Below are 24943 nucleotides of genomic sequence, written 5' to 3'. Positions count from 1 at the left end.
GGTTACGTTACGTCCTTTCCCGTTCCTCCTGTTCATAAACAAGTTTTCGGAAAAAACTGTACAAGGAGATGCTTTTACTCGATCAGCTAATATTTTGCTCCTTTTCCGCCTTTGCCGCTGTATACTTCCTTTTATTTGTAAACAAAGGAACCAAAATCGTCAGCACGCTAATGCCAATAAGCGTTAATGCAATCGGCTTATCAAGGAAGATGGAGAGACTTCCATTTGAAATGGTTAACGTTTGCCTCAAGGCCTGTTCCATCATGCCACCGAGGATAAAGGCGAGAATAAATGGCGCGGCAGGAAACGAAAACATTCTCATCAGGTACCCGATAATACCGAAGGCAACCAGCATGTATAAGTCAAAGGTGTTAAAGCTGATGGCATATACGCCGATCAAACTGAAGATAATAACCAATGAGATTAATAGCGGCCTGGGAATTCTAAGCACTTTTGCAATATAAGGGATCAACGGCAAGTTCAAGATCAGCAAAAAGATATTCCCAACATACATACTTGCAATGATGCCCCAGAATACTTCCGGGCGATCTTGAATTAATAGCGGGCCTGGCTGGACGCCTAATACTAAAAACGCTCCCAATAAAACAGCTGTCGTCCCTGATCCTGGAATCCCCAAACTTAACAGCGGCACAAATGCTCCGCCAGTAGCTGCGTTATTGGCCGTCTCAGGCGCTGCCAGCCCTTTAATTGAACCCTTTCCAAACTCCTCTGGTTTTTTCGAGATTTTCTTTTCCGTTATATAAGCAATAAATGAAGCAATCGTTGCACCCGCACCCGGCAAGACACCGATGATAAATCCCAAAAAGGACTGCCTTGTCATCGGCCCGCTCATTTCCTTCATATCCTGCTTGGAGATTCTGAGGCTTCCGAGCTCTTGATTGTTGCTCATTGTATCATCTTTCCGGTTCAATATAAGTGTACAAACTTCCGCAAGAGCAAATAGCCCAAGGGCAATAACTAGAAAATCTATCCCTTCAAGCAGATTCGGATTGCCAAATGTAAAACGGCTTGTACCCGTTTGGCTGTCGATTCCGATCGTAACAACGATAAACCCTAATGCTGCCGAAATAAACGCTTTAATTGTCGAGCCATCAGACAGGCTCGAGATCGCTGTCAGACCCATGAACATGAGGGCAAAATACTCTGCCGGCCCAAACGATACAGCCACTGCTGAGAGCATTGGCGTGAACAGCATGAGTAAAATAACACTCACAGTACCTCCTGTAAAAGAAGCAATCGCGGCAATCGCAAGCGCTTTGCCGGCCTTCCCCTGCTGCGCCATTGGATAGCCATCGAAAGCCGTTGCTACCGTTCCGGCCACCCCTGGTGCATTCAAGAGAATCGAAGAACTCGATCCTCCAAAAATTGCCCCGTAATATACTCCAGCCATCATCACTAGCGCTACGGTCGGATCCATGCTATAGGTGATCGGGATCATAATCGCAATGGCGCTAATCGGTCCCAGCCCAGGCATCATCCCGATGAAGGTCCCAACAAATACACCGATAAAAACAAACAGGAGCCCCTGCAAACTAAACGCAACCTGAAATCCTGACATTAACCCTTGAAATGCATCCATGCTCTTCCCCCCTCTTAAAATGGAATAATGCCCGCAGGCAGATTAATACGAAGCAAATAATTAAACAGCCCATAAATGACAAGCGAAAAAACAACCGACACAATTCCATTGGAAAGATGTTTTTTATAGCCCAGGAATAATGAACAGCCAAAAATAAAGACAGAGGTCATGATTAAAAATCCAAGAATCTCAAGCAAAGAAATATAAATTAAAATGAATGCCAATACAGCCAGCAGCACCAATAAATTGCTTTTACTCAAGTGTCTCTTCTGCTTTTCCGCTTTTGTTTCTTCCTTCTTATCGAAAAATAATAGAACAGCGAAGAATAATAAAAGAAAACCCAGCCCTTTTGGAACAACATCTGCATCAATAATCGCATTCGGATATTTAGGCAGGCTGTAGCTTATGATCAAATAAACACCGGCAATAGCCGCAAGGATGACAGCAATTTTTTGATTAATCCTCGAAAGCATCTTTATCACCTCAATTAATAGAATGAAAGATAGAACCGCGTGAATGTGTTCTATCTTTCTTTTAAGTTCTGTGAAATTTTTCTGCTGAATTCCGCTTCAAAAGCTCAGTCAACAGAATGCCAAAACACGTTTAAACAGCCAAATGATTGATTAGTTTCGAGCCAGCCCTAATTCCTTCAGTAGAACTTCCATCTCTTCCGCTTCTTTTTTCAGGAACTCACTGTACTCTTCACTGTCCATATACAGCTCGCCCCAGCCATACTTTTTACGGATCTCATCCCATGCTGGCGAGTCATTCAGCTCTTTGAATTTTTCCTCATAGTATTTCACAGCGGCAGGGTCCATGTTCGGAGGTCCGAAGAAGCCTCTCCAGTTAATAAATGTCTCATCGATTCCCTGCTCTTTGGCAGTTGGGAAGTCTGATAACACATCGCCTTCCAATCTTTCTTCAGACGTGATGCCTAGCACTTTAATTTTTCCTGCACGTACCTGTTCAATGGTTTCAGCGACACCTGTTGTATAAACATCGACACTTCCATTCAGAACTGCTGTTAATCCGCCTGCATCCGGGTCGGAGATATATTTAATCTTTGTCACATCCACTCCTGCTGCTTTCGCAATCTTGACGAATTGCATATGGTCCATGCTTCCTGGAGATGATGTCCCAATGATGCTGACGCTTGCAGGATCCTTTTTCATGTCTTCAAACAAATCATTCAGGCTGTCCCACTTTGCATCCGCTTTTACAACGAATGCACCATAATCGGCAATGACATTCGCTATTGGTGTAAAGTCTTCATAGCCATACTCCGATTGGCCATTCAAAGGCACCAATACGAGCGGAGGCGATCCAACAAACATATGATGCGGGCTTCCATCTTTCCCGGCCACATACGCCCAGCCAATTGCCCCGCCGCCGCCTGCCTTATTGACAACCGGCAGCCGTTTATCAATGATTTTTTCCTGTTCAAACACCTGAGATGCCATCCTTGCCGTTGTATCCCAGCCGCCGCCAGGTCCTGAAGGTGCCGTAATTTCAATTGGCTGCGACGGTGTCCACTCTCCATTAGCGCTTGTATTTCCGCCAGATGATTGACTTGAACATCCGGCAGTCACAAGCATCATCAAAGCAGCTGCCGTACCCAATAATTTCTTCAAAATGATTCCCCCTCTGTTTCATCCATTCTTCCATCCTTAAACGCTATGATAAGTCAGAAAAGTAAAAATGTAATCGTTTCCAAAATATCCTGCATAAAAACCTTTTTGGCTATTTTGTTCATTTTGTTCACGAAGCATGGAAGTTCATAATGAATTCGCATAGGCTGCGAAAAAGAAAGCAAACTAAAACCGCGGATAGCTGACGCTTGGCGAGGGTGTCCATAAAGAGATGGCAAGGGTGGTGAAATCATGGCTAAAAACAAGAAAAAACAAACTGAACATAAAAACAATGCACTTCCAAAAGACACAGAATTTGCGGATGACAGAGAAAATGGTCTTGAAAGAATCGCATTAAAAGCCCAGAGAGATCACACCAAGTAAACAGAAAAAGGGACAGTTTGTCTGTCCCTTTTTTTATGGCTAAAAAAAACACCTCCCTAAAAGAAGGTGCACATTAGACCAAATAATATTTACGTTCAGGCCTTCCGACAATACCGTACTCCAATTCAGCTTTTGCTTTTCCTGCAGATATCAGGTACTCAAGATATCTCCTTGCGGTTGTTCTTGACGCGCCAAGATGCCCGCTTAATTCCTCTGCATTAATGCCATGATTTAAGCTTTCCATTGTTTCCTGCACTTTTGTCAAAGTTAATGGATCAATTCCTTTTGGCAGGGACACCGTTTTAGCTGCATGGGCCCGTCCGGACATGACCTGATCGATGACAGTCTGATTAAGATCATTCTCAGACTCCAGCAGCTTTCTTCTGTTCATTACCTTTTCCAGAGCCGCCTTAAATCGGTTTATATCCACTGGCTTGACGATATAATCGAGGACTCCATTGCGAATGGCAGGCTCTACCACTTTCCTCTCCGTTGAAGCTGTGATTAAAATAACGTCCAGCTTCGGAAACCGGCTCCGCAATTCCGGCAGGATCGAGACCCCGCTGCGATCCGGCAAATAATTATCCAATAATAAAACATCTGCTTCTTTCGTTTCCAATAGGGCAAGGGCCTCGGATGCATTTAGCGCTTTCCAGGCCACTTCAACACCCTCGATCTTTTCTAAAAATTGTTCATGTATCGAAGCGACACGGAAATCATCCTCTGCAATAGCAATTTTCATGAACGATTCACCTCTCATTTTTGGATTCCGGCTGTTTTTTAGGCAGATAGATTGAGAGTACTGTTCCGCTCCCAGGCGTGGATTGCAATTCAATGGTTCCATTCAGGTTTTCCACGCTTTGTTTGACGATCGCCAATCCAAAGCCTCTATTCTGCCCCCCTTTAGTTGAATATCCCTTTTCAAAAATCTTATCGGATTGTTCTTCTGGTATGCCCTGACCATTATCATAGACCTCCATGACCAGATCCTCCCCCACATCTATGGCAAAGAACGTGACTTCACCGTCCTTTCTTTCCTCCACAGCCTCAAAAGCATTATCAATAAGGTTGCCGATAATCGAAATTACTTCAGAATAAGAAAAATGCGCCGGCAGTACATCCATGCTGCTGTTTTCATCAATCCTAAACTGAATCTTTTTCTCTGAAGCTTTGCCCAGCTTCCCAAGCAGCAGGGCTTGAACTTTTGGATCATGAATCTGCTCAAAAATGATTTTATTCTGATTTTCAATGGCAGCAGACTCTGCCTGAATCATTTTGATTGCATCATCATAATTCCCTAATTGCAGAAGACCGGATATTACATAGAGCTTATTTGAAAATTCATGCGTCTGTGCCCGCAGATCCTCTGAATACTTTTTCACTTCCGTTAACGTTTCGACCATATGATTGATTTCGGTTTTATCCCTGAACGTGGACACGGCGCCAATAACCTGGCCCTTTTCAAAAATCGGAGTCCGATTGATGATCACATCCCTATTTCTTAATGTCACTTCATGGTCACGATCCGGCTCTCCCGTTTGGAGCACTCTATAAACGCCTGTATTGGGAAGAATGGTTTCGATTTTTTGATTCAGAATATCATCCTTTACACCCAGCAGATTTTTGGCTGATTGATTGATCATTTTGATAAACCCATGTTTATCAACAGAAATAATTCCTTCTTTAGTAGAGTACAGGATCGCGTTCCTCTCAAGGTATAGGGATGTCATTTCGTACGGCTCCATCCCCAAAGTTGTTCTGCGGATATTTCTCGCTAACAGATAGCTTGCGATGACCCCCATCATGATAACAAATAAGGAAAGGAAGCCAAACTCTTTCCCACGCTGCAATACGGTCTCTTGCAGGTCTTCCATTAAATATCCAACAGAGACGACACCAATGATCTGTCCTTCTTCATTTTTAATGGGCCCTTTTCCTCTAATGGAATTGCCAAGCGATCCCTTTGCTTTGGATATATAAAACTCACCCTTCAGCGCCTGGCTGTTATCGCCTCCCACCATTAAGAGGCCCAGCTTTTCATCATCCGGATGGGCGTAGCGGACTCCCTCTGTATTCCCTATGACAATGAATTCCGCTCCCGTTTCTTTTCTAATTTTATTCACCATTGGCTGAAGAATCTTTGACGGCTCGTCCTTCTCAAAGGACGAAACAACGGAGGGCATCGAAGAAACAGCAATTGCCAGCTGAAGAGCCTGCTTGCCCATTTGCTTTTCCACATGTTTATATTCAATCACTAATGAAATAGCGAAAAAAATGAAAATAATAAAAACGGTATTTAAGATATTCGAACCAATAATCTTTGTTTGCAGCGACATCGGAAGTTTTTTGGTTTTCATAAGCACCCCGGTTTGAACACAAAATTTTTAAATCTATTAATATTCTAATAATAATTTACACTTTTGTCATCACGGTATGGGTGCTAATCACTTGCTGCATTTGAAAACACACTGATTAAATACCGTATCTTAACAAATACTATTCTGCATAAACCACTGGAGGACTACTATGAAAGCACTTATTTCCATTGTTTTACTTAGCTTATTGAGCATACCGCTTTGCAGTGTACCTATGGCAGAAAAGGACAGCTGGAACAAGCAGGGCCTTTCAGAAGATTACCACGGTCATATGGACGAACGTTCAGAGTCCTTAAATCCTCAAATCAAGCTCCTGGGCATAAACGACCTCCATGGCCAGCTGAACGTAACCCGGCAGGTCAATGGCCAGCCCGCAGGCCGCGCTGACTATCTGGCTGCTTACCTGCGCCAGCGTGCCGCTGAAAGTGAAAATACGATTTTGCTTCACACCGGCGATATGATCGGAGCCAGTCCTCCGCTATCGGCACTTTTGAAAGATGAACCCACTATCCATTTTCTCAATCTGATGGGATTTGATATTGGAACAGTCGGCAATCATGAATTGGATGAAGGAGCTGCTGAACTGATTCGGCTTCTGTACGGTGTCAAACCTACCGCAACCGGGGGTTTTACCGGATCACAATTCCCATGGATTGCGGCAAATGTGATCAGCAATCATACAGGCAAGCCTCTCCTTCCTCCCTTTAAAATTTTAAAAAGAAGCGGGATGCCGATCGGCTTTATTGGAGTCGTCATGAAAGAAACACCCAATCTTGTGGCGCCAAGCGGGGTTAAGGGGTTAACGTTTACAGATGAAGCAGAAGCCATTAACAAATATGCAGGCATGCTCAAGAAAAAAGGAGTCAGAGCAATTGTCGTGCTTGCCCATATTCCCGGAAAGTCAAAAGCCGGCGGGGAACAGCCCACTGGCCTTCTAATCGATTTAGCAAAAAATGTCGACGATGAAGTGGACATTCTTTTCGGCGGCCATAATCATGCATACTTAAATAGCATGGCAGATGGAAAACTGCTCATCCAATCCTATTCATATGGAACAGCCTTTTCAGATGTGGATATTGAAATCGACCGGAACACAAAGGATATCGTCAGCAAGCAGGCGGAAATTGTGACCGTTTATCAAGAGAATATCCAACCGGCCACCGATATTACCCGGATGATTGAAAAATATGAGAAAAAGGTTGAATCGATTGTAAACAGGGAAGTAGGTATTGCTGCGAACCAGATTAAGGCCGAACGGAATCAAAGCGGTGAATCCGCACTCGGCAATCTCATTGCCGGCTCCCAGCGTGCTGCCTTGAACACTGACTTCGCTTTCATCAATCCAGGCGGAATCCGGGCTGACATTGATGCAGGTAATGTCACATGGGGCAACCTTTACACCGTTCTTCCTTTTAACAATCAACTGGTCAAAATGAATCTAACCGGCCGGCAAATCCGCGACGTCCTGAATCAGCAATGGCAGCCGAATGCAACGAGGATCCTGCAGATTTCTGATCTGGCTTACACATGGGATGACAGCCGGCCCCGCGGTAAAAAAGTAATGGATATCACCGCTGCGGATGGGAAAAAGCTCGATCCCGCCCAAAGCTATTCAATCGCTGTAAACACCTACCTGGCTGAAGGCGGGGACAATTTCACCGTCTTCCGCAATGGGACCAACCGCGAAACCGGGCCAATGGACATCGAGGCGCTAGTAGATCATATTCAAAAGCTGAAGCAGCCGTTTAGCTCAAAGATCGATGGGCGGATTCAAAGAATTAACTAAAAGGTACTTCTCTTGCTCCATTGATCCTAAAAAAAAGTCTATTTTTATTATTTCTAGTTACTTGCTCAAACGCTTGTCTGCATTTCTCATATAATACATTGATTCTTCTTGAAGGGAGGTTATGATATGTGTAACTTTAGACGCAGGGATGATGACGTAGCAGGAGTAAGTGACAGGAACAGAAGAAGAGACTTTACGTTTGACGCAAGAATTACAATTGACAGAGATGATTTCTGCCGTGCAGTAGACCGCTGTGTGGAAGCCGAAGAAGATCGCAGACGCCGCCGCAGACGTTCCCGCTGTAACTGGATATAAACTGAATGGAGGGTGTCCCAAAAGTATAGCTTTTGGACACCCTCTTTCATACTTTCTATTAATAAAAACAGGACAGGCATCATATCTTTTCATTAATAAATGGAAAGGACAGATCTCATGAAAAAATATCTATACTTTTTAATGCTTTTCGGTGTTTTCTTTCCTGTTTTTCAAAAGATAGCTATTGTAATAGATAACATACGGCTATGTTCTAATTACTCTATACTTATCGGCTTCCAGCTTTACGGATTAGATTCTATGAGAAACTTGCTGATCTCTGCCTTTGCAGCTTTATGCGCTTTCTTTTTTACCAATGTATTTATCCGATGGGATAAATACTCCTAGCTCTGTTACTTTTTTTCCGAGCAGACACGACGGGCACATGAATGGGCATCTTAATCGATCCGGACCTATATGCCTGATTCATATTTTACCAGTTTCTAACTCTTTATACCTATTTAATAGCAAAAACCTATCCCCCATAGCAGCATGCTTGTATAATCAAGGCAAGGAACCAATGAGAAAGGAGCATTAGTCAAGTGCTTTATATTTGGGATATTGAAAAAATAATCAAAAACACTTTAGCCGAGCACCGTTTGAATATAAACGATGAATTTAACAATAAACTAAAAGCTCCCATGAACTTTAATGTTTCTACTAATACCATCAAGTTTAACTACCTGGAGGTTAACGGATACATAGCCAAAATTAATTTTAAAATTAAGGAAACCGATGAAAACATTGTCAAATTGCTTCTTTATCATGAAATCGGCTATTATTTGGATTTTAAGAAAAACAAATATGATATCAGGACATTATTGTACGGAGAAGACGAGGAAAAAGAACAGTTGATGGCTGCAATTGAAAGAAATGCGTGGGAATATGGACGGCTGTTAGTGCCAGAGCATCTCGCAGCCGCCTATGATCAGGTAAGAAAGCTCGACGAGGTGCTTTTATAATGCCGCTGACGCAAATAAACATGCGCCCCCATGTAAGAGAATCGAGGGCGCATGTTTGTGTACACTGCTGAATTAACCCAAATAGCGGTGATACAGGTTTTTTGCCTGAAGAACATCCTTTACCCCATGAACCATCACTCGACCATCTTTAAAAACAACCAATCTGGCCTGATCGATCAAAAACGAAAGCAAATAAGGGTTGCTCTCTACTTTGATTTCTTGATCCATCAAAGTTTTTTCCAAATAGGCGAAATCAACATCCTGAAGGGCAGAAGGCCTGATTTGCACTGTGTCTCTTCCGCATAACAGCGCTGTTTTTATCTGATTTTCATAAGCAAGGAATGGGTAGGTTTGATTACTTCCACAGGATGGGCATTCCGGGTTTTTTAAAGCAGATACATTTATCGAACTAAAGTGATTTTTCCAAATATCAAATGAGACAAGCGTTCCGCGCAATGATTCGAAATCCTCCGCCAAAATCTTTAATGCCTCTGCTGTCTGGTGAGATGAGACCGCCACGATAGCCGGCTGAATAACACCGGCCGTATCACAGGTAATTCCTCCTAATGGCAACTTATCCATCAAGCAATTCAAGCAAGGTGTCACACCAGGCAGAATCGTAAAACTCAATCCGTAGCTTCCAGCGCAGCCTCCATATATCCATGGAATTTTGTGCTTTTGAGAGATATCATTGATCAGAAAGCGAATATCAAAATTATCGGTTGAGTCAATCATTAAATCAACGCCCTCAATCAGCTCTTCTAATTCCTGTACTCCTACATCCATTATGCGGGGGATGATGTGCACCTCTGAGTTGATGTCTTTTAATCGGTTAGCTGCAGCAATGGCCTTGGGCTTCCTCTGACTAGCATCTTCTTCACAATAAAGCTGCTGGCGCTGCAGATTGCTCCATTCTACATAATCGCGATCCACAATGGTTAGTTTGCCGATGCCTGCTCTCACAAGGGTTTCAGCATTTGCAGCCCCCAATGCACCAACCCCTGCTAATAAAACATGCTTTTCTCCAAGCCTTTTCTGGCCTTCCTTGCCAATTGGAGGGAATAAGATTTGGCGGGAGTAGCGCTCATTCAACTAAAAATCATTCCTTCCGCCGGGCTGCTCGCTGATGCATAACGTTTTTTCGGCATCCGGCCTGCTTCATAGCCTAGCCTCCCTGCTTCAATGGCCAGCTTCATCGCTTTCGCCATCTTGACAGGATCATTTGCAGAGGAAACAGCTGTATTTAATAAAACACCATCTGCCCCAAGCTCCATGGCCAATGCTGCATCTGCGGGACTTCCAATCCCGGCGTCCACAATAACTGGCACATCAGCCTGCATAGTAATAAATTCAAGATTAACCGGATTAATGATCCCCTGCCCTGAACCAATTGGCGAAGCACATGGCATGACAGCATGACAGCCCAGCTCCTCCAGCCTTTTGGCAAGCACTACATCATCAGAAGTATATGGCAAGACAATAAACCCTTCGTTTAATAGGATTTCCGCCGCTTTCAGTGTTTCAAACGGATCAGGAAGCAGTGTTTTGCTGCAGCCGATCACCTCAACCTTGATCATGTCGCAAAGACCTGAAGCTTTCGATAGCCTGGCAATCCTTACTGCTTCATCGGCTGTACTTGCTCCGGCCGTATTAGGCAGCAATTTATATTTTTTCAAATCCAGCTTTTCCAAAAAGTTGGGCTGGTTCGCTTCGAATAGGTTCATGCGGCGTACAGCAAACGTAAGCACCTCTGTACCAGAAGCTTCTACCGCTTCTTTTTGACTATCAAAGTTAGGATATTTTCCTGTACCCAGCAGCAGTCTTGAGTTAAATTCATACGGTCCAATTTTCAACATATTATCCGCCTCCCACAAAGTGTACAATTTCCATGCGATCTCCATCCGATAAAACCGTTTCAGCATGCATCGATTGATCTAAAATCGTTTGGTTCCACTCAACAATGACAACCTTTTGCTCCAAGTCAAAGTATTTGAGCAAGGTGGAAACCCGGTTCACTGTGCCCGGAAGCTCGACACCTTCCCCATTAATGACCACTTTCATAAAAAGCACCCCTTTTTTAGGTTTGAATGAAAGGTTTAAGGCGGGACAGACCAAATGGGTTTGATTGCTCTGTTCTTCCTTCGACAATGTCTGCCATAAGCTCTCCAGTAGCCGGGGCAAGGAGGATCCCATTCCGGAAATGGCCAGCCGCAATATATAGCCCTCTATATAGAGGATGTTCTCCTAGGAATGGCTTGCCATCAGCCGATTGCGGACGAATCCCTGTCCATGCCCCCTCCCATTCAGCTTTTTCGATGTCCGGCACCAGGTTTTTCGCCCTTTCCATCAACGAGGAGATTCCCCCAAGCGTCACCCTCTCATCAAATGAGTTCACATTAACAGTCGCTCCAACTACTAATCTCCCTGATTTCTTTGGAACGATATAGCATCCATGAGAAAAGATCGTTCCCTGTACAAGCAGTTTCTCAAAGCTGACCGAGAAACACTCGCCTTTGACAGGGATCAGCGGCAATGACAAGCCCGTTTTTTCAAGAACTTCCCTGCTCCAGGCCCCGGCAGCCACAATAACGGATTCAGCCAGAAATTCTCCCTGACTCGTTTTGACCCCATGAACTCTTCCATCCTTTAAAATAAAATCTGATACATTTGTATACTCATAAATGTCTGCGCCGAGTGCCCTGGAAGCTTTTGCAAAGGCAAGGGATAATTCATATGCTTGGACCTGGCCATCATGAGGGATATACATGGCGCCAAGCAATTCAGCTGATATGGCTGGCTCACGTTTGGTGAGCTCTTCAACAGAAAGCCACTCCGCCAGCTCGCCTGCTTTTCGCTGGCTTTCTATTATTCTCTTAAGTTCCGTCTCTTGATCCTTATCAGCGGCCACTTTATACATGCCTTTGTTACGATAGCCAATATGCACTTGTGATAGCTCCTCCAGCTCGGGAATCAGGCTTCGATACATGGAGCGGCTTTTGCAAGCAAGCCGGAATAGCGGGCCATCTTCTGTCAGCTCCGTTTGCGCACCTAATATTCCAGCTGCAGCTCCTGAAGCCTTTTCAGCTATTTTCCCCTGTTCCAAAATGGCCGCTTTCAATCCTCTTTTAGCCAGCTGAAAAGCAATGGAGCTTCCATTAATGCCTCCCCCAACAATAACGGTGTCATACACTTTCCTCATTACTGACCCTCCCCGTTTATTTTCTTTGAAAATTCCTTTGCTGCCCTGACAGGATCCCGTGCCTGCATAATCGCTGACATCACAGCAATGCCATCAGCTCCCGCCTCCAATACCTCCGAAATGTTCTCCGGTTTCATGCCCCCAATTGCTACTAACGGGATCACACTGCTTTTTTTTACAGCCTCCAGCTCTTTAATTCCTTTTGGCGATACTCCCTTTTTAGAATCCGTCTCAAAAATGTGGCCAAACAGGATATAATCCGCTCCTTGCTTGGCCGCCTTATTAGCTTCATCAGGAGAATGAACAGAACAGCCGATTATTAGATCAGGAAAATGTTTTTTTGCAACGTGTACCGGCAGACTGTGATAGGCAAGCTGCACACCTGCTTTAAATGCCCACGCAACATCTGCCCGATCATTTATAACCAATTTCTTAATAGGGACTCCCTTTCCAATCAGCAGCTCTACTCCCCCATATAGCTCTCTAGAGGTACGATGTTTTTCCCGTAAGTGAAACCTGTCCACAAAGGGTTCCACTTCACCAGCAATCTCAGCAAAAGCTTCCAGAGAAAGCTTGCCATCCGATATAACATGCAGCTGCTTTTTCATTGCGATCTCCCCTGTTTTTAAAATGAAAAGCCGCCTCCAAATAGGAAGCGGCTGTATGGGTTATAAAATCCCGATACTCCACTTCCCTACGCCGGAATAATCCAGATCAGGTTCTAAGGGTCTAAAAGCTTTTGCTCTCATCTCAGCCTTCAAGCAGGCACCCCCAGCGGACATAATTTCTATTAAACTATAAAAAGATTACTGATAAATACGGCCTCCAGCTTGCTGGAATTCCTCAGCTTTGTCTTCCATGCCTTTCTTAATCGCTTCCTCGGTGCCGAGTTTATTTTCTTTTGCATAATTGCGGATATCCTGAGAAATTCTCATGCTGCAGAATTTCGGTCCGCACATGGAACAGAAGTGAGCTGTTTTGGCTCCTTCTGCCGGCAGAGTCTCATCATGGTATTCCAAAGCTTTCTCGGGATCCAGCGATAAGTTGAATTGATCTTTCCAGCGGAATTCAAACCGGGCCTTTGACAGGGCATCATCCCTTTTTTGCGCTCCCGGGTGGCCTTTTGCCAAGTCCGCAGCATGCGCGGCTATTTTGTAAGTGATGACTCCCTCGCGCACATCGTCCCGATTTGGCAATCCTAAATGTTCTTTTGGGGTTACATAACAAAGCATGGCAGTGCCATACCATCCGATCATGGCCGCCCCGATTGCAGATGTAATATGGTCATAACCTGGAGCAATATCTGTTGTAAGCGGCCCAAGTGTGTAGAAGGGGGCTTCCTTGCAGATTTCTAATTGTTTATCCATATTTTCTTTAATGAGATGCATTGGAACATGGCCCGGTCCCTCTACCATCACCTGTACATCATGTTCCCATGCAATTTTGGTGAGTTCTCCGAGCGTCTCAAGCTCTGCAAATTGAGCCTCATCATTGGCATCTGCAATCGATCCAGGCCGCAGGCCATCCCCCAATGAAAACGCCACATCATACGTTTTCATAATTTCGCAGATTTCCTCAAAATGCGTATATAAAAAGTTTTCTTTATGATGATGCAAGCACCACTGTGCCATAATCGATCCGCCCCTTGATACAATTCCGGTCATCCTTTTTGCAGTGAGCGGCACATACCGCAAAAGGACACCCGCATGAATGGTAAAATAGTCAACACCTTGCTCCGCTTGTTCAATCAGGGTATCTCGGTATACTTCCCACGTTAGATCCTCGGCAATGCCATTTACCTTTTCCAGAGCTTGATAAATTGGAACCGTGCCGACCGGGACTGCAGAGTTTCTGATAATCCATTCACGCGTTGTGTGAATATTTTTTCCTGTGGAAAGATCCATAATGGTATCGGCTCCCCAGCGCGTCGCCCACGTCATTTTTTCTACCTCTTCTTCAATAGATGAAGAAACAGCAGAATTTCCAAGGTTCGCGTTAATTTTAACGTGGAAATGCCGGCCGATGATCATTGGCTCTGTTTCCGGGTGATTAATGTTAGAAGGAATGATTGCACGGCCTCTGGCTACTTCGGATCGTACAAATTCCGGATCCATATTCTCTCTAATCGCTATAAACTCCATCTCTGAAGTAATGATTCCTTGTTTAGCATAGTGAAGCTGAGTCACATTCCTGCCTTTTTTCGCTCTCAAAGGCTTGCGGGATAATCCAGGGAAAACTTTATGATTGGCCCGCGGATCATCCTCATTGCGATACCCATTATCCTCTGGCTTCACTTTACGGCCTTCATACTCTTCGGCATCCTCCCGTTCAAAAATCCACTTGCTTCTCAATGCCGGCAGCCCTCTTGTGAGATTCGGTGTATAGTGAGGATCCGTATAAGGTCCGCTCGTATCATATACGCGAACAGGTTCGTTGATGTCCTCTCCAAAAGTTCCGGAAGTCGGGCTTAGCTCAATCTCACGCATTGGTACCTTTAGATCGGGCCTCGATCCCTCCACATATACTTTCTTGCTTCCCGTAAAACTCTTCATAATGGAAATGCGATCATGATTTAATGTACTTTCTTTCATTGATAAATCTCTCCCTTATTAGATGTCAGGACGAGATCCAGAGCAAAGGAAGTGCAGATATGTAAAAAAGCCGGCCCAAACGTAAATGGACCGGCTTTAACCGCAGATGTCTTAGCACAAAATACAAATTGCACTTTCTAACTTCCCCACGCTGGTATGATCCAGATCAGGTCCAAAGAGTCAAGAAACTTAAACGCGTTTCTTTCTCAGCCCAAACTATTGGGCACCCCTAGTTATTGCTATTAAAATTTATCTTCAGTATACATAAATATTGGAACAAATAAAAGATTTTTTTAAAACATCCTCCAATATTCACCAAAAACTTAATACCTTCCCGTTGATTATGACGTGGAAGATACCCGCTTACAAAATCTTTTTTCCTGTCTTTGCCATTTACTCATCCACGTGATTAAATTTTTTTCTTAAAAGTAAGTTAAGCCTTATTCAGACTCGCTTCAAACAAATCGATAATTTCCAAAAACCTCTCAGCTTCCCTAAATGTATGGTCTGCCAGAAGTGGGTGAATATTGCTCTTGATGCGGCATGCCTCAATTAATTCTCTGGCTGTTTTCTTAAAGTCTCTTAACGAAGCAACGGAAACCTTATTCTGATTTAAGAATTGCCTAAGTATAGGTTTTGTTTCTGATTGCGGCTGCATCGAATCAAGATCAACAGCCTGGAATACCAATTGGTCAAAATCATGGCTAAACTCTCTGGCCTGTTCAACTAGCTTTCTTTCTGAAGGATCTAAAAGATGGCCGATAAACTTAGCATGATCCGCCATGATTTTGAGGAAGAAAACATTCTCTTCAATAATTGCTTCAGGTTTTGGAGCGAGTACCCCTGAATTGAGTTCTTTTAATCGATTAGCAAAATAGGCAGCTTCTCTGCTGATATGGTCGATTAATAAAGGAAAATTATTTGACCGGATTTCACATCTTAATGTCAGGCCCAATACTTTTCTTTTATAGCTCCAAATAGCAGCTGCTGCTTGATAAACCTCGTTATTAAAAGCTTGAACTTGGCCTAGTTCCGAGTTTACAGTAAACCTTGCCAGCCTTTCCTCTATTCTTTCAAATAGAGCGATAAACTGCTGTGCTTCGGCAATCAGCTGTTTCTGTTCATAAGTAAACCCCAGACTCAAAAATAAAGCATGTTCTTTCATAATCCTTGACCAAAATCTAATTTCATCCAGTGATCTTGCAACAATTGGATTGGCCATGTAGTCCCTCCTTATTTCTACTCCCTTCTCATATATATGAATGGTTTTGAATCCTAATACTACCAAAATTAAATTGCCAATCTCCGTATTTGTTCATCGCATGCCAATCAAATACCTGCTGCCCAAACGGCAGCAGGCATTCTTTATTCATATTTTGAAAAATCCATAAAATAGCTGTAAACCAAGTAAACAACCATCGCAAATGCCGTCGAGATAAAGCCCCATCCAAGCGTAATCTGCTCGATAACCAAATAATTGTTGCAAAGCTGGACAGGGGACCACATATACAGCCACCCCAGTGCCAGGAATAAGATTGTAAAAAAGATAATAAGAGCATGTTTCCAAAAAGAACTTAACTTTGGCCAGCTGTCCCGCAAAGGCACCCCTGCCAAAAATGGCAGAGAAACGAATTTAAAGGCTTCCACACTGGTCAGCGTCAATGCTTCATCCATGGTCCTCGGCAAGGACCAATACGCCATAATAATCGTAAACAGCAAGATCCCCGGCACTCCGTTTTCATTCCATTTTGCAAAGAACTGCAAATAGTGCTGCTGAAAGAACTTCGCCATTAAAAATCCTGCAATCACCAGTATCGGCATTTGCATATGCATATGGGTAATCATGATCGATTCCAGCAAATTGGCGACAGGAGGGAGCAGCATCACAAGCAGCAGAATTAAACCATAGCCTGATTGCTTCACCTCTCATCCCCTCCGCTCTCCAAAATCTCCTTCACCCGAACAGCCGCTTCCTCAATCAGCGTATAATCCATCACTTCCATTAATCGTCCCTCAGGGTTCACAAGATAAAAAGCGGAGTTATGGGCAAAGTTTCCGTACTCATCCGGTATGACGATTACACCGAATCGATCTAACAGTGACTGAAGCTCCTGCTGATCAGGAATCCTTGCCATCCTCCATGTTTCCCCGTCACTTCCAAATGCTTTCCGGTATGTGTTCAACGTTTCAGGATCATCCCGCTCCGGATCAAAGCTGATGCTCAGGAACTGAATATCTTTCCCCATGTATTCTTCCGGTATCCGTTTATACACTTCAGACATATTCACCTCAAGCTCCGGGCAAACTGTTCCACAGGATGTATACAGGAAGGTAATAAACACATACTTTCCTCCAAACTCTGAAAAAGAGTAGAATCTTCCTTTATGGTCCTCAAGTATTACATCCGGAAACTCCGGCTGTTCATCCTTTAACTGATTTACCCGGGCTGTTTCTGCTGTAAAGGCCTGAAAGCCATCGGTACCGATATAAAACAGGACAACCCCAAACAGCAGGACGACCAGGCTCGATAAAGCCGTTCAATTTTTCAGAAACATGTTTCATCACTTCCTTTTAAAAGAAAGAGACAGCCCAGGCAGCCGAGCTATCTCTTAATTCTTACCAGGTCTTATATGGAGGAGAACCTGGAGGTGCATTGACAATGAAGTCTACTAATGGGATGACATACGCCATGCCGACAAGAACAATCATGCACACAATCCATAAGCCCCAGCGCTCTGTCCATCTTGGTGTGGGCGCTGCATCCTCTTCCACTTCAGCCACCGGAAACTCAGTATTTCCTTTTGGTGCAAAGAACATGAGGTAGAATACTGCGTACACTTGGATGAGCACACCGATCATTAACAGCGTTCCGCCGATTGCCAGGAAGAATAAATATGGATCCCAGCTTAGAGCCGTTGCATTGTCAAAATAAGTGGAATAAGAAGTTCTTCTTGGAGATCCAAGTAAACCGACCCAGTGCATTGCACCAGACATGATCACCATGCCGATCGTCCAAATAATTGTTTGAATCACACCCAATTTATTAATCTGCGGAGTCAGCACTCTTTTTGACACATAAGGAACGAGCCAGTAACTGATGCCGAAGAATGTCATCACAACAGACATTCCCAGTGTCAAGTGGAAGTGGCCGACAATCCACATGGTGTTATGAACAACTTGGTTCAACTGGTTTGTGCTTTGGACAATCCCGCCCGCACCGGCAGGGATAAAGGCCGCCATCGCGATAAACGGTGCAAGGAAGCGGACATCGCCCCACGGCAACTTTTTATACCAGCCCACAAGGCCTTTTCCGCCCTTCCTTCGGGCTGTGCGTTCAAATACAGCAAACATCGCATAAGCAGTCATCAAGGACGGGAAGCCAATGGCTAAACTCATAAACACGTGCATGTATTTCACTGGTTCAGAAATACCAGGGTCAATAATCTGATGATGGAAGCCCCCTGTAATATTCATGATCACTAGCGCAATAACCACAATTCTTGTTAAAAGATCATTCCATCTTCGTCCGCCAATAATTTTCGGCACAATCACATACCAGGCAGAAACTGCAGTTAAATACCAGATGTTAACGAGCGTATGGCCGAATGCCCAGAACAGCGTACGTGCGACCATAACATTTATTGTTTCAACCCAGCCGAAAGCCCAAGGAATGATTGTAAACACCTCAATTGCTACTGGCAGGCTTCCGAAAAATAACAGGACAAACACACCAGTTGCAAAGAAAGAGAGAATGGGAATGTGCTGTCCTGGATTGCGTTTTCTCCAGCTCGCCACATTGATAAAGGCCCCGAATGCGCACATCCAAACTCCAAGAACGATGAACACCAATCCGATATAGAAGATCGGTGAAGCAGCCATTGGCGGGTAGAACGTATACATAACAGATGCTTCATTCATTAAAATCGGAATAACAGCTAATACAAACCCGAATATCTTCATCCAAAAGCCGATCCATGCCATCTTTCTGACCTTTGGAAGCAGTCCGCCCAATGTATGGGATAAACCGGCATAGAAGTAACCGATTGTAAAGAAGGCTGACAGTACAACCACCAGCAGAAGACCGTGTGCCGTCAATACCTGATAGTAGTTCAGCCATACCGGAAGCTCGAGCAGCCCAGCCCGGTTCAGCCCTTGCAATAGTCCAAGCAATCCGCCCAGCAAAATGGCCAAGAACGCAACAGATAAATATGATTTCGTTAATCTCGCATCCTCCAGGCTGATGCCCAAGACTTTATTTACTTTTTCTCTAATAACTTGTGTCTTCCCTGACTTATTCATAATGGTTTCCACTGTTTATCCCCCCTTTATTTAACCGTAATCGTCGTGCTCATCATTTGGTGCCCGGCACCGCAGTACTCATTGCACAAAACTAAATATTCGCCCGGATTATCAAATTTTTGAGTAATCTTTTGTACATATCCGGGAACCACCATGGCATTCAAGTTGGTTTCTGCAACCTGGAACCCGTGAACAACATCTTTAGAAGTTAGTATAAAATGAACAGTTGATCCAGCAGGAACTTCAATCTTGCTTGGTGTAAAACTGAATACCTGAAGTGTCATGACCACTTCATATTCATCCTCGCCAATCTGCTTAATGCCCGGATTATCAAATGGTGCTGTTTCATCTACCTTCTGAGGATCAATTCTTTCCCCATAGCTTGGCGGGCCCATTTCCAAGGCAAATGTCTGATAGCCCGTTATGAGCATGAACCCGATAATCATTCCGAAACTCAAGAATAGCCATACCTTCTCTGAGCGATGCATCATTGTTTATCCCCCCTATAATCTGGCCATATAAAGGCCATAAACAAGTAAGTACGTAACAAAAATTCCTAATCCCACTACAGTTACTGAAAAAATGGTCCCTTTCAAAGTGCCAAGTTCCTTGGAAGCTTTGCCCCCCTGGTTCACTTTTCTCGTTTCCACCCTCATCATCTCCTTTAATCATTTCTTACTTAAAATATAATTGAGAACGCTTTTCACAAAAGTGAACTGAATCACACTTTTCTCACATACTCTTATTTAGTACAAGCATCGGATCCTCAAATGACTCAGGAATACCAAGGCTTCGAGCACCCTTTCCGGTTAAGTATTTGCATTAGCCGTTCACAAATCATTCACATTTCCAGAGCTTTGATCTTATAAGCATTAGTGCTCTTCATCTTCTCTTTCCAGCTTCTAAGGGAACGAATGATTCTGATAAGATCCCCTCACTCTTTTTTCCTTGTACCAACGGCACTAATGACTCTGATCCGTTCCGTTCACTTTCTTTTTTCTTGCTTCAAAACTGCACTTATAACTTCAATTAGTTCCATTCACCTTCTAATTCGCGCCTCAATCGGCGCTAACTTCGCCGATTAGTTCCATTCACTCTTACTTCCCAGTTTCGATGGACTTAAAAAGAATGACCGTTTTACCTGAACGAAATATAACCCAAAGCCAAAAGAAAAAAGCCTGTCCCTTAGAGACAAGCTTCATTATCGATCATTTAATTCTTTTTTATAATGATAAGCTGACAGCAGCTTCACACCCCGCAGATTCCTCAGCTGCTCCTCAACCATTTCCAAAGCCTCAGCATTCTGTCTACCCCGGGTGTTCTCTTCTATATCCAGAAAAGTTAAGAAGGTTTTATCTTAACAAGTCCTTTATAGTATTCATACTGCTTCTAATCTCCTTCGTTTCCTGCAATGACTGCACCGTTATACCATGGTAAACATTGCTTTGTGAACTACTCCCACCACTTCCTACCCTTGCGGGTTGCTTGAAGTGGGGGCTTCTTGGGTAATCGCCACTTTTGGTAGCTAACGAAATTGACCAAGCTAACCCTCTTGTTCCAAGAGTTTATATTTTTAGTAGGCACTTGCTAATAAGCGAATGCCTTCTTTTTTGATATTGAGTGCTGAATTATAATCTCTATCGATATTTAGCCCACTTGAACAAGCGTATGTCCTAATTTCCATAGGCATAGGTTGGGTATTTCCGCAACTCGAACAAGTTTTGGTATCTATTTTGATAAGTTGTTTCCCTCGTTCACTTAGTTTGTACTGTAAGAAAGAAGTGAACATTCCCCATCCATTATCAGCTACGCTTTTACCGAAATTAAGTGCTTGTGACATTCCTTTCATGTCTAAATCTTCAATCACAACAGCATCGAAGGTAGACACTAACTCCTTTGATTTATGATGAAGAAAGTTTTTCCTTTGATTGGCAGTTTTTTTCTTGAATTTTAGCTACTCGAATACGTTGTTTATTCCAATTTGAAGAACCTTTCTTTTTAAGAGAAAGGTTGCGTTGTTCTTTTGCTGATTTCGCAAGCATTTGTCGATAAAACTTGGGGTAATTGGCTTTCTCACCCTCGCTATCAACAAACAACCCATCCATCGCAAAATCTAGCCCAACTACTTTTTCAATTTTTTTGATTTCAATCTCCTTCTCATACTCTGTAAGAATAGAAATATAGTATTTTCCTGATGAAGTCATTGATAGTGTACAAGATTTGATTTTGTATTCAGAAGGGATTTCTTGATGTTGCTTGATTTTGACCATTTTCAATTTAGGTAATTTGATATGACCATCCAACAATTGAATATTACCGTTTACGACATTTGCTGTGTAGCTTTGTTTGTGTCGTTTCCTTTTGAACTTTGGGAACTTGGCATTCCCTTTGAAGAAGGCTTTATATGCCTTATCTAAGTTTAGTTGAGCGTTCGCCAACGCTAAAGAGTCTACTTCCTTTAGCCATTCAAATTCCTTCTTATATTTAGCAGGAGTAGGAGGTTTTCCCTTTTTCAATTCTTCTTTATCATCTTTTAGGCTTTCATACGTTTCTTTTCGTTCTGCTAACATTTTGTTATAGACAAAACGAACACACCCAAAGGTTTTGCGGATAGCTGAAGCCTGTTCATCTGTTGGACACAACCTGAACTTGTATGCCTTATTTTGTTTAGCCATATCAAATCACCTCACTTCATCCCTTGATTTTCAATATATTTTTTCACCGCTTCAATAGGTGAGCCACCAGTGGTCAACAAACAAAAACTTCTTGACCAAAACATTTCTTTCCATAACTTTTTGCGAACATGAGGAAAATCCTTCTTGATTAGTCTTGAACTAGCACTTTTATAGGCATTGATGAATTTCGATCATTCACTGTTGGGTTGTGTGCTTTGAACAAAATATGAACATGGTCAATCTCGTGGTTCCATTCGACCTAATGTAATATTATATTTCTCACTCAAAGATACAAATTGATCTTTGGCATAGTCTGAAATAGTATCATCTATTACTTTCCTTCGATACTTCACAACTAACACAAGGTGGTAATACATCAAGAACACTGAATGATTATTGCTGTCTAATTTCAATGTTATATCAGTCCTTATCCTTTATAATACTGACTATACCATGTTAAGCAAAAAGACAAGAGAAAAAGCCTTTGGGCTATCGCCCAACCGAAATTCATCTCTCCCTTACCATTGGGCTTCGCCCTTCACACGCTTGAAGAGGGAGACTTCTTTCGGAAGTACGTTAAAGCAGGCAAAAGCCTTTTAGCCTCGTCCGCAAAATGATTTCATCCACTCGTTAGATCGACTTGGAACGGATTTTTGCTATTCTCCTCTAAAAGTCTATTTACTTTACTATAAACAAAAAAACTAACCCGTATAGGATTAGTTTAAATGGTATGTATAATGGTGGGCCTAAGTGGACTCGAACCACCGACCTCACGCTTATCAGGCGTGCGCTCTAACCAGCTGAGCTATAGGCCCATTTTCGTCTAGCTTCGGCTCCTAGCTTTTTATGTTGGAGCGGGTGAAGGGAATCGAACCCTCATCATCAGCTTGGAAGGCTGAGGTTTTACCACTAAACTACACCCGCATTGATTTTTTGTCTGGAGGCAACACCCGGATTTGAACCGGGGATGGAGGTTTTGCAGACCTCTGCCTTACCACTTGGCTATGCTGCCTTAAAAATGGCTGGGCTAGCAGGAATCGAACCTGCGAGTGACGGAGTCAAAGTCCGGTGCCTTACCGCTTGGCTATAGCCCAATAATTAGTTGTTATAAAAGAATAATGGGGCGATTGATGGGAATCGAACCCACGAATGTCGGAGCCACAATCCGATGCGTTAACCACTTCGCCACAACCGCCACTATCCTACTGGCAGGGGTAGCAGGAATCGAACCCACATCAAAGGTTTTGGAGACCTTCGTTTTACCATTAAACTATACCCCTATTTAACTGGTGGAGGGGGGCAGATTCGAACTGCCGAACCCGAAGGAGCGGATTTACAGTCCGCCGCGTTTAGCCACTTCGCTACCCCTCCATGTCTGAGAAGACTTGAAAAAATGGTGGCTCAGGACGGAATCGAACCGCCGACACAAGGATTTTCAGTCCTTTGCTCTACCGACTGAGCTACTGAGCCATATAAAATTATTACGTCTAGATTTAAATCACTATAATTCAAAGTCCTGCGTTCTTTGTCGCAGATTTTAAAAACATGCCATTCGATGACGTTAGAGCTTCGCAGCTGTCCTCTGCCGACTAAGCCACATTATTATTAGCTTTTTATTAAAAATGGCGGTCCGGACGGGACTCGAACCCGCGACCTCCTGCGTGACAGGCAGGCATTCTAACCAACTGAACTACCGGACCAGATTGCGGGGGCAGGATTTGAACCTGCGACCTTCGGGTTATGAGCCCGACGAGCTACCGGACTGCTCCACCCCGCGATAATAGTATTTATGTGATTTTTTTATGCTCACATCTAGCATAAGGACTGTCCCAATCTCAATCATAGCATTAAAACAATGGAGGAGGAAAGGGGATTCGAACCCCTGCGCGGTTTGACCCGCCTGTCGGTTTTCAAGACCGATCCCTTCAGCCGGACTTGGGTATTCCTCCGAAATATTAATGAATCATATCTTTGGTAGCGGCGGAGGGGATCGAACCCCCGACCTCACGGGTATGAACCGTACGCTCTAGCCAGCTGAGCTACACCGCCAAAATGATAAAATATTTATGGTGGAGCCTAGCGGGATCGAACCGCTGACCTCCTGCGTGCAAAGCAGGCGCTCTCCCAGCTGAGCTAAGGCCCCATATGTTAATAATAAGTGTCGCTGGTCGGGAAGACAGGATTCGAACCTGCGACCCCTTGGTCCCAAACCAAGTGCTCTACCAAGCTGAGCTACTCCCCGTTCATATGGCGCGCCCGAGAGGAGTCGAACCCCTAACCTTTTGATCCGTAGTCAAACGCTCTATCCAATTGAGCTACGAGCGCAAAATAATGGAGCGGAAGACGGGATTCGAACCCGCGACCCCCACCTTGGCAAGGTGATGTTCTACCACTGAACTACTTCCGCTTAAAATGGTGCGGGTGAAGGGAGTCGAACCCCCACGCCTTGCGGCGCCAGATCCTAAGTCTGGTGCGTCTGCCAATTCCGCCACACCCGCAATATGAAATAAAAATGGTGAGCCATGAAGGACTCGAACCTTCGACCCTCTGATTAAAAGTCAGATGCTCTACCGACTGAGCTAATGGCTCATGCTTTGATATTAACTTCCTAAACCTTGTTTCAGCGGTGCTTCAAAGCCCTGCGTTCTTTGTCGCAGATTTTAAAAGTTTGCTATTCGTGGATGAATCCCTTCGATGCTGCAAATTTTAAAATCCTCTACCGACTGAGCTAATGGCTCATCCTTTATGAAAGAGCAGACAGCTCGTCCAAAAATGATGGTGGAGGATGACGGGATCGAACCGCCGACCCTCTGCTTGTAAGGCAGATGCTCTCCCAGCTGAGCTAATCCTCCGAATGAATGGTGACCCCTACGGGATTCGAACCCGTGTTACCGCCGTGAAAGGGCGGTGTCTTAACCGCTTGACCAAGGGGCCATTTATGGCTCCGCAGGTAGGATTCGAACCTACGACCGTTCGGTTAACAGCCGAATGCTCTACCACTGAGCTACTGCGGAATAGTGGTATTATGAAACAGCCCGGCAGCGTCCTACTCTCACAAGGGGACAGCCCCCAACTACCATCGGCGCTGAGAAGCTTAACTTCCGTGTTCGGTATGGGAACGGGTGTGACCTT

At 44.0% G+C, this 24943-nt stretch carries 21 protein-coding genes, 21 tRNA genes, 1 rRNA gene, 3 pseudogenes and 2 riboswitches; of the genes and pseudogenes, 4 read left to right on the top strand and 42 right to left on the bottom strand.

Going from position 1 to position 24943, the window contains the following annotated elements; genetic code table 11:
• Positions 1-82: 82 nt before the first annotated feature.
• From NCCP133_RS19350 to NCCP133_RS19340, 3 genes are all read right to left on the bottom strand, one after another.
• Positions 83-1600: a tripartite tricarboxylate transporter permease gene (locus NCCP133_RS19350; RefSeq protein ID WP_264806881.1), complete on the bottom strand. Its 1518-nt coding sequence runs from the start codon at positions 1598-1600 to the stop codon at positions 83-85.
• A gap of 14 nt (positions 1601-1614) precedes the next feature.
• Positions 1615-2073 (bottom strand): tripartite tricarboxylate transporter TctB family protein, encoded by a 459-nt coding sequence (locus tag NCCP133_RS19345; protein WP_264806880.1) that lies wholly within the window; start codon positions 2071-2073, stop codon positions 1615-1617.
• 150 nt (positions 2074-2223) lie between these two features.
• Entirely contained in the window at positions 2224-3234 is a 1011-nt protein-coding gene (locus tag NCCP133_RS19340) for a tripartite tricarboxylate transporter substrate binding protein (RefSeq protein ID WP_442874298.1), read from the bottom strand.
• 246 nt (positions 3235-3480) lie between these two features.
• On the opposite strand from NCCP133_RS19340, the gene NCCP133_RS19335 reads away from it, so the two are divergent.
• Positions 3481-3612, top strand: coding sequence for a hypothetical protein (locus tag NCCP133_RS19335; RefSeq protein ID WP_264806879.1), 132 nt, complete (start codon positions 3481-3483; stop codon positions 3610-3612).
• Positions 3613-3685: 73 nt separating this feature from the next.
• Here NCCP133_RS19335 and NCCP133_RS19330 read toward each other — a convergent pair whose 3' ends face one another.
• Both NCCP133_RS19330 and NCCP133_RS19325 read right to left on the bottom strand, forming a co-directional pair.
• Positions 3686-4354, bottom strand: a complete 669-nt coding sequence (locus NCCP133_RS19330) for a response regulator (protein ID WP_264806878.1) — start codon at positions 4352-4354, stop codon at positions 3686-3688.
• Positions 4355-4361: 7 nt separating this feature from the next.
• Positions 4362-5969: an ATP-binding protein gene (locus tag NCCP133_RS19325; RefSeq protein WP_264806877.1), complete on the bottom strand. Its 1608-nt coding sequence runs from the start codon at positions 5967-5969 to the stop codon at positions 4362-4364.
• 169 nt (positions 5970-6138) lie between these two features.
• On the opposite strand from NCCP133_RS19325, the gene NCCP133_RS19320 reads away from it, so the two are divergent.
• From NCCP133_RS19320 to NCCP133_RS19310, 3 genes are all read left to right on the top strand, one after another.
• Entirely contained in the window at positions 6139-7773 is a 1635-nt protein-coding gene (locus NCCP133_RS19320; protein ID WP_264806876.1) for a bifunctional metallophosphatase/5'-nucleotidase, read from the top strand.
• A 126-nt stretch (positions 7774-7899) separates the two neighbouring features.
• Positions 7900-8088 (top strand): hypothetical protein, encoded by a 189-nt coding sequence (locus NCCP133_RS19315; RefSeq protein ID WP_264806875.1) that lies wholly within the window; start codon positions 7900-7902, stop codon positions 8086-8088.
• Between the two features lie 539 nt (positions 8089-8627).
• Positions 8628-9047 (top strand): hypothetical protein, encoded by a 420-nt coding sequence (locus tag NCCP133_RS19310; protein ID WP_264806874.1) that lies wholly within the window; start codon positions 8628-8630, stop codon positions 9045-9047.
• A gap of 72 nt (positions 9048-9119) precedes the next feature.
• Here NCCP133_RS19310 and NCCP133_RS19305 read toward each other — a convergent pair whose 3' ends face one another.
• From NCCP133_RS19305 to rrf, 37 genes and pseudogenes are all read right to left on the bottom strand, one after another.
• The gene (locus NCCP133_RS19305; protein WP_264806873.1) at positions 9120-10139 is read right to left on the bottom strand and encodes a MoeB/ThiF family adenylyltransferase; all 1020 of its coding nucleotides are present in this window, start codon (positions 10137-10139) and stop codon (positions 9120-9122) included.
• Entirely contained in the window at positions 10136-10903 is a 768-nt protein-coding gene (locus NCCP133_RS19300; RefSeq protein ID WP_264806872.1) for a thiazole synthase, read from the bottom strand. Before NCCP133_RS19300 ends, NCCP133_RS19305 begins: the two co-directional genes overlap by 4 nt.
• A 1-nt stretch (position 10904) precedes the next feature.
• The gene (thiS, locus tag NCCP133_RS19295) at positions 10905-11108 is read right to left on the bottom strand and encodes a sulfur carrier protein ThiS (protein ID WP_264806871.1); all 204 of its coding nucleotides are present in this window, start codon (positions 11106-11108) and stop codon (positions 10905-10907) included.
• A 16-nt stretch (positions 11109-11124) separates the two neighbouring features.
• Positions 11125-12246 (bottom strand): glycine oxidase ThiO, encoded by a 1122-nt coding sequence (gene thiO, locus NCCP133_RS19290; RefSeq protein WP_264806870.1) that lies wholly within the window; start codon positions 12244-12246, stop codon positions 11125-11127.
• Positions 12246-12854: a thiazole tautomerase TenI gene (gene tenI / locus NCCP133_RS19285; protein WP_264806869.1), complete on the bottom strand. Its 609-nt coding sequence runs from the start codon at positions 12852-12854 to the stop codon at positions 12246-12248. Before tenI ends, thiO begins: the two co-directional genes overlap by 1 nt.
• A 66-nt stretch (positions 12855-12920) precedes the next feature.
• Positions 12921-13029, bottom strand: a riboswitch (TPP riboswitch).
• A gap of 23 nt (positions 13030-13052) precedes the next feature.
• Positions 13053-14837 (bottom strand): phosphomethylpyrimidine synthase ThiC, encoded by a 1785-nt coding sequence (gene thiC / locus NCCP133_RS19280; RefSeq protein WP_264806868.1) that lies wholly within the window; start codon positions 14835-14837, stop codon positions 13053-13055.
• A 126-nt stretch (positions 14838-14963) separates the two neighbouring features.
• Positions 14964-15078: riboswitch (TPP riboswitch) on the bottom strand.
• 192 nt (positions 15079-15270) lie between these two features.
• Entirely contained in the window at positions 15271-16059 is a 789-nt protein-coding gene (locus NCCP133_RS19275; RefSeq protein ID WP_264806867.1) for a DUF2935 domain-containing protein, read from the bottom strand.
• Positions 16060-16202: 143 nt separating this feature from the next.
• The gene (locus NCCP133_RS19270) at positions 16203-16760 is read right to left on the bottom strand and encodes a hypothetical protein (protein WP_264806866.1); all 558 of its coding nucleotides are present in this window, start codon (positions 16758-16760) and stop codon (positions 16203-16205) included.
• Entirely contained in the window at positions 16757-17359 is a 603-nt protein-coding gene (locus tag NCCP133_RS19265) for an SCO family protein (RefSeq protein ID WP_264806907.1), read from the bottom strand. The genes NCCP133_RS19270 and NCCP133_RS19265 overlap by 4 nt, the downstream gene beginning before the upstream one ends.
• A gap of 94 nt (positions 17360-17453) precedes the next feature.
• The gene (locus NCCP133_RS19260; RefSeq protein WP_442874297.1) at positions 17454-19136 is read right to left on the bottom strand and encodes a cbb3-type cytochrome c oxidase subunit I; all 1683 of its coding nucleotides are present in this window, start codon (positions 19134-19136) and stop codon (positions 17454-17456) included.
• 26 nt (positions 19137-19162) lie between these two features.
• Positions 19163-19627, bottom strand: a complete 465-nt coding sequence (locus tag NCCP133_RS19255) for a cytochrome c oxidase subunit II (protein WP_264806864.1) — start codon at positions 19625-19627, stop codon at positions 19163-19165.
• Between the two features lie 12 nt (positions 19628-19639).
• A complete protein-coding gene (locus NCCP133_RS19250) occupies positions 19640-19786 on the bottom strand; it encodes a cytochrome c oxidase subunit 2A (protein WP_264806863.1) in 147 nt (48 codons plus the stop codon).
• Positions 19787-20709: 923 nt separating this feature from the next.
• Positions 20710-21811: pseudogene (locus NCCP133_RS19245) on the bottom strand (RNA-guided endonuclease TnpB family protein).
• A gap of 11 nt (positions 21812-21822) precedes the next feature.
• A pseudogene (gene tnpA / locus NCCP133_RS19240) lies at positions 21823-22143 on the bottom strand (IS200/IS605 family transposase).
• Positions 22128-22188 (bottom strand): annotated as a pseudogene (locus NCCP133_RS22010) (IS200/IS605 family transposase); the annotation flags it as partial. The pseudogenes NCCP133_RS22010 and tnpA, both read right to left, overlap by 16 nt.
• Before the next feature lie 361 nt (positions 22189-22549).
• Positions 22550-22626, bottom strand: a tRNA-Ile gene (locus tag NCCP133_RS19235).
• A 35-nt stretch (positions 22627-22661) separates the two neighbouring features.
• A tRNA-Gly gene (locus NCCP133_RS19230) sits at positions 22662-22735 on the bottom strand.
• Positions 22736-22749: 14 nt separating this feature from the next.
• Positions 22750-22823 (bottom strand) — tRNA-Cys (locus tag NCCP133_RS19225).
• 7 nt (positions 22824-22830) lie between these two features.
• Positions 22831-22905: transfer RNA gene (locus NCCP133_RS19220), tRNA-Gln, on the bottom strand.
• 25 nt (positions 22906-22930) lie between these two features.
• Positions 22931-23006 (bottom strand) — tRNA-His (locus tag NCCP133_RS19215).
• A gap of 11 nt (positions 23007-23017) precedes the next feature.
• A tRNA-Trp gene (locus NCCP133_RS19210) sits at positions 23018-23091 on the bottom strand.
• Positions 23092-23098: 7 nt separating this feature from the next.
• Positions 23099-23182: transfer RNA gene (locus NCCP133_RS19205), tRNA-Tyr, on the bottom strand.
• A gap of 23 nt (positions 23183-23205) precedes the next feature.
• Positions 23206-23281: transfer RNA gene (locus tag NCCP133_RS19200), tRNA-Phe, on the bottom strand.
• A gap of 153 nt (positions 23282-23434) precedes the next feature.
• Positions 23435-23511 (bottom strand) — tRNA-Asp (locus NCCP133_RS19195).
• A 3-nt stretch (positions 23512-23514) separates the two neighbouring features.
• A tRNA-Met gene (locus tag NCCP133_RS19190) sits at positions 23515-23588 on the bottom strand.
• 79 nt (positions 23589-23667) lie between these two features.
• Positions 23668-23760: transfer RNA gene (locus tag NCCP133_RS19185), tRNA-Ser, on the bottom strand.
• Between the two features lie 23 nt (positions 23761-23783).
• Positions 23784-23860, bottom strand: a tRNA-Met gene (locus NCCP133_RS19180).
• A gap of 18 nt (positions 23861-23878) precedes the next feature.
• A tRNA-Ala gene (locus NCCP133_RS19175) sits at positions 23879-23954 on the bottom strand.
• A gap of 22 nt (positions 23955-23976) precedes the next feature.
• Positions 23977-24053: transfer RNA gene (locus tag NCCP133_RS19170), tRNA-Pro, on the bottom strand.
• A gap of 6 nt (positions 24054-24059) precedes the next feature.
• Positions 24060-24136 (bottom strand) — tRNA-Arg (locus NCCP133_RS19165).
• 7 nt (positions 24137-24143) lie between these two features.
• Positions 24144-24218: transfer RNA gene (locus NCCP133_RS19160), tRNA-Gly, on the bottom strand.
• 6 nt (positions 24219-24224) lie between these two features.
• Positions 24225-24309 (bottom strand) — tRNA-Leu (locus NCCP133_RS19155).
• A gap of 15 nt (positions 24310-24324) precedes the next feature.
• A tRNA-Lys gene (locus NCCP133_RS19150) sits at positions 24325-24400 on the bottom strand.
• 187 nt (positions 24401-24587) lie between these two features.
• A tRNA-Val gene (locus NCCP133_RS19145) sits at positions 24588-24663 on the bottom strand.
• A gap of 7 nt (positions 24664-24670) precedes the next feature.
• A tRNA-Glu gene (locus NCCP133_RS19140) sits at positions 24671-24745 on the bottom strand.
• A 5-nt stretch (positions 24746-24750) separates the two neighbouring features.
• Positions 24751-24825 (bottom strand) — tRNA-Asn (locus NCCP133_RS19135).
• A 19-nt stretch (positions 24826-24844) separates the two neighbouring features.
• A 5S ribosomal RNA gene (gene rrf, locus NCCP133_RS19130) occupies positions 24845-24943 on the bottom strand; the annotation flags it as partial.

The sequence above is a fragment of the Cytobacillus sp. NCCP-133 genome, assembly GCF_026011715.1.
Taxonomy (GTDB): Bacteria; Bacillota; Bacilli; order Bacillales; family Cytobacillaceae; genus Cytobacillus.
The sequence above is the reverse complement of the archived record's forward strand: the minus strand, read 5'-3'. Positions and strand labels throughout refer to the sequence as shown.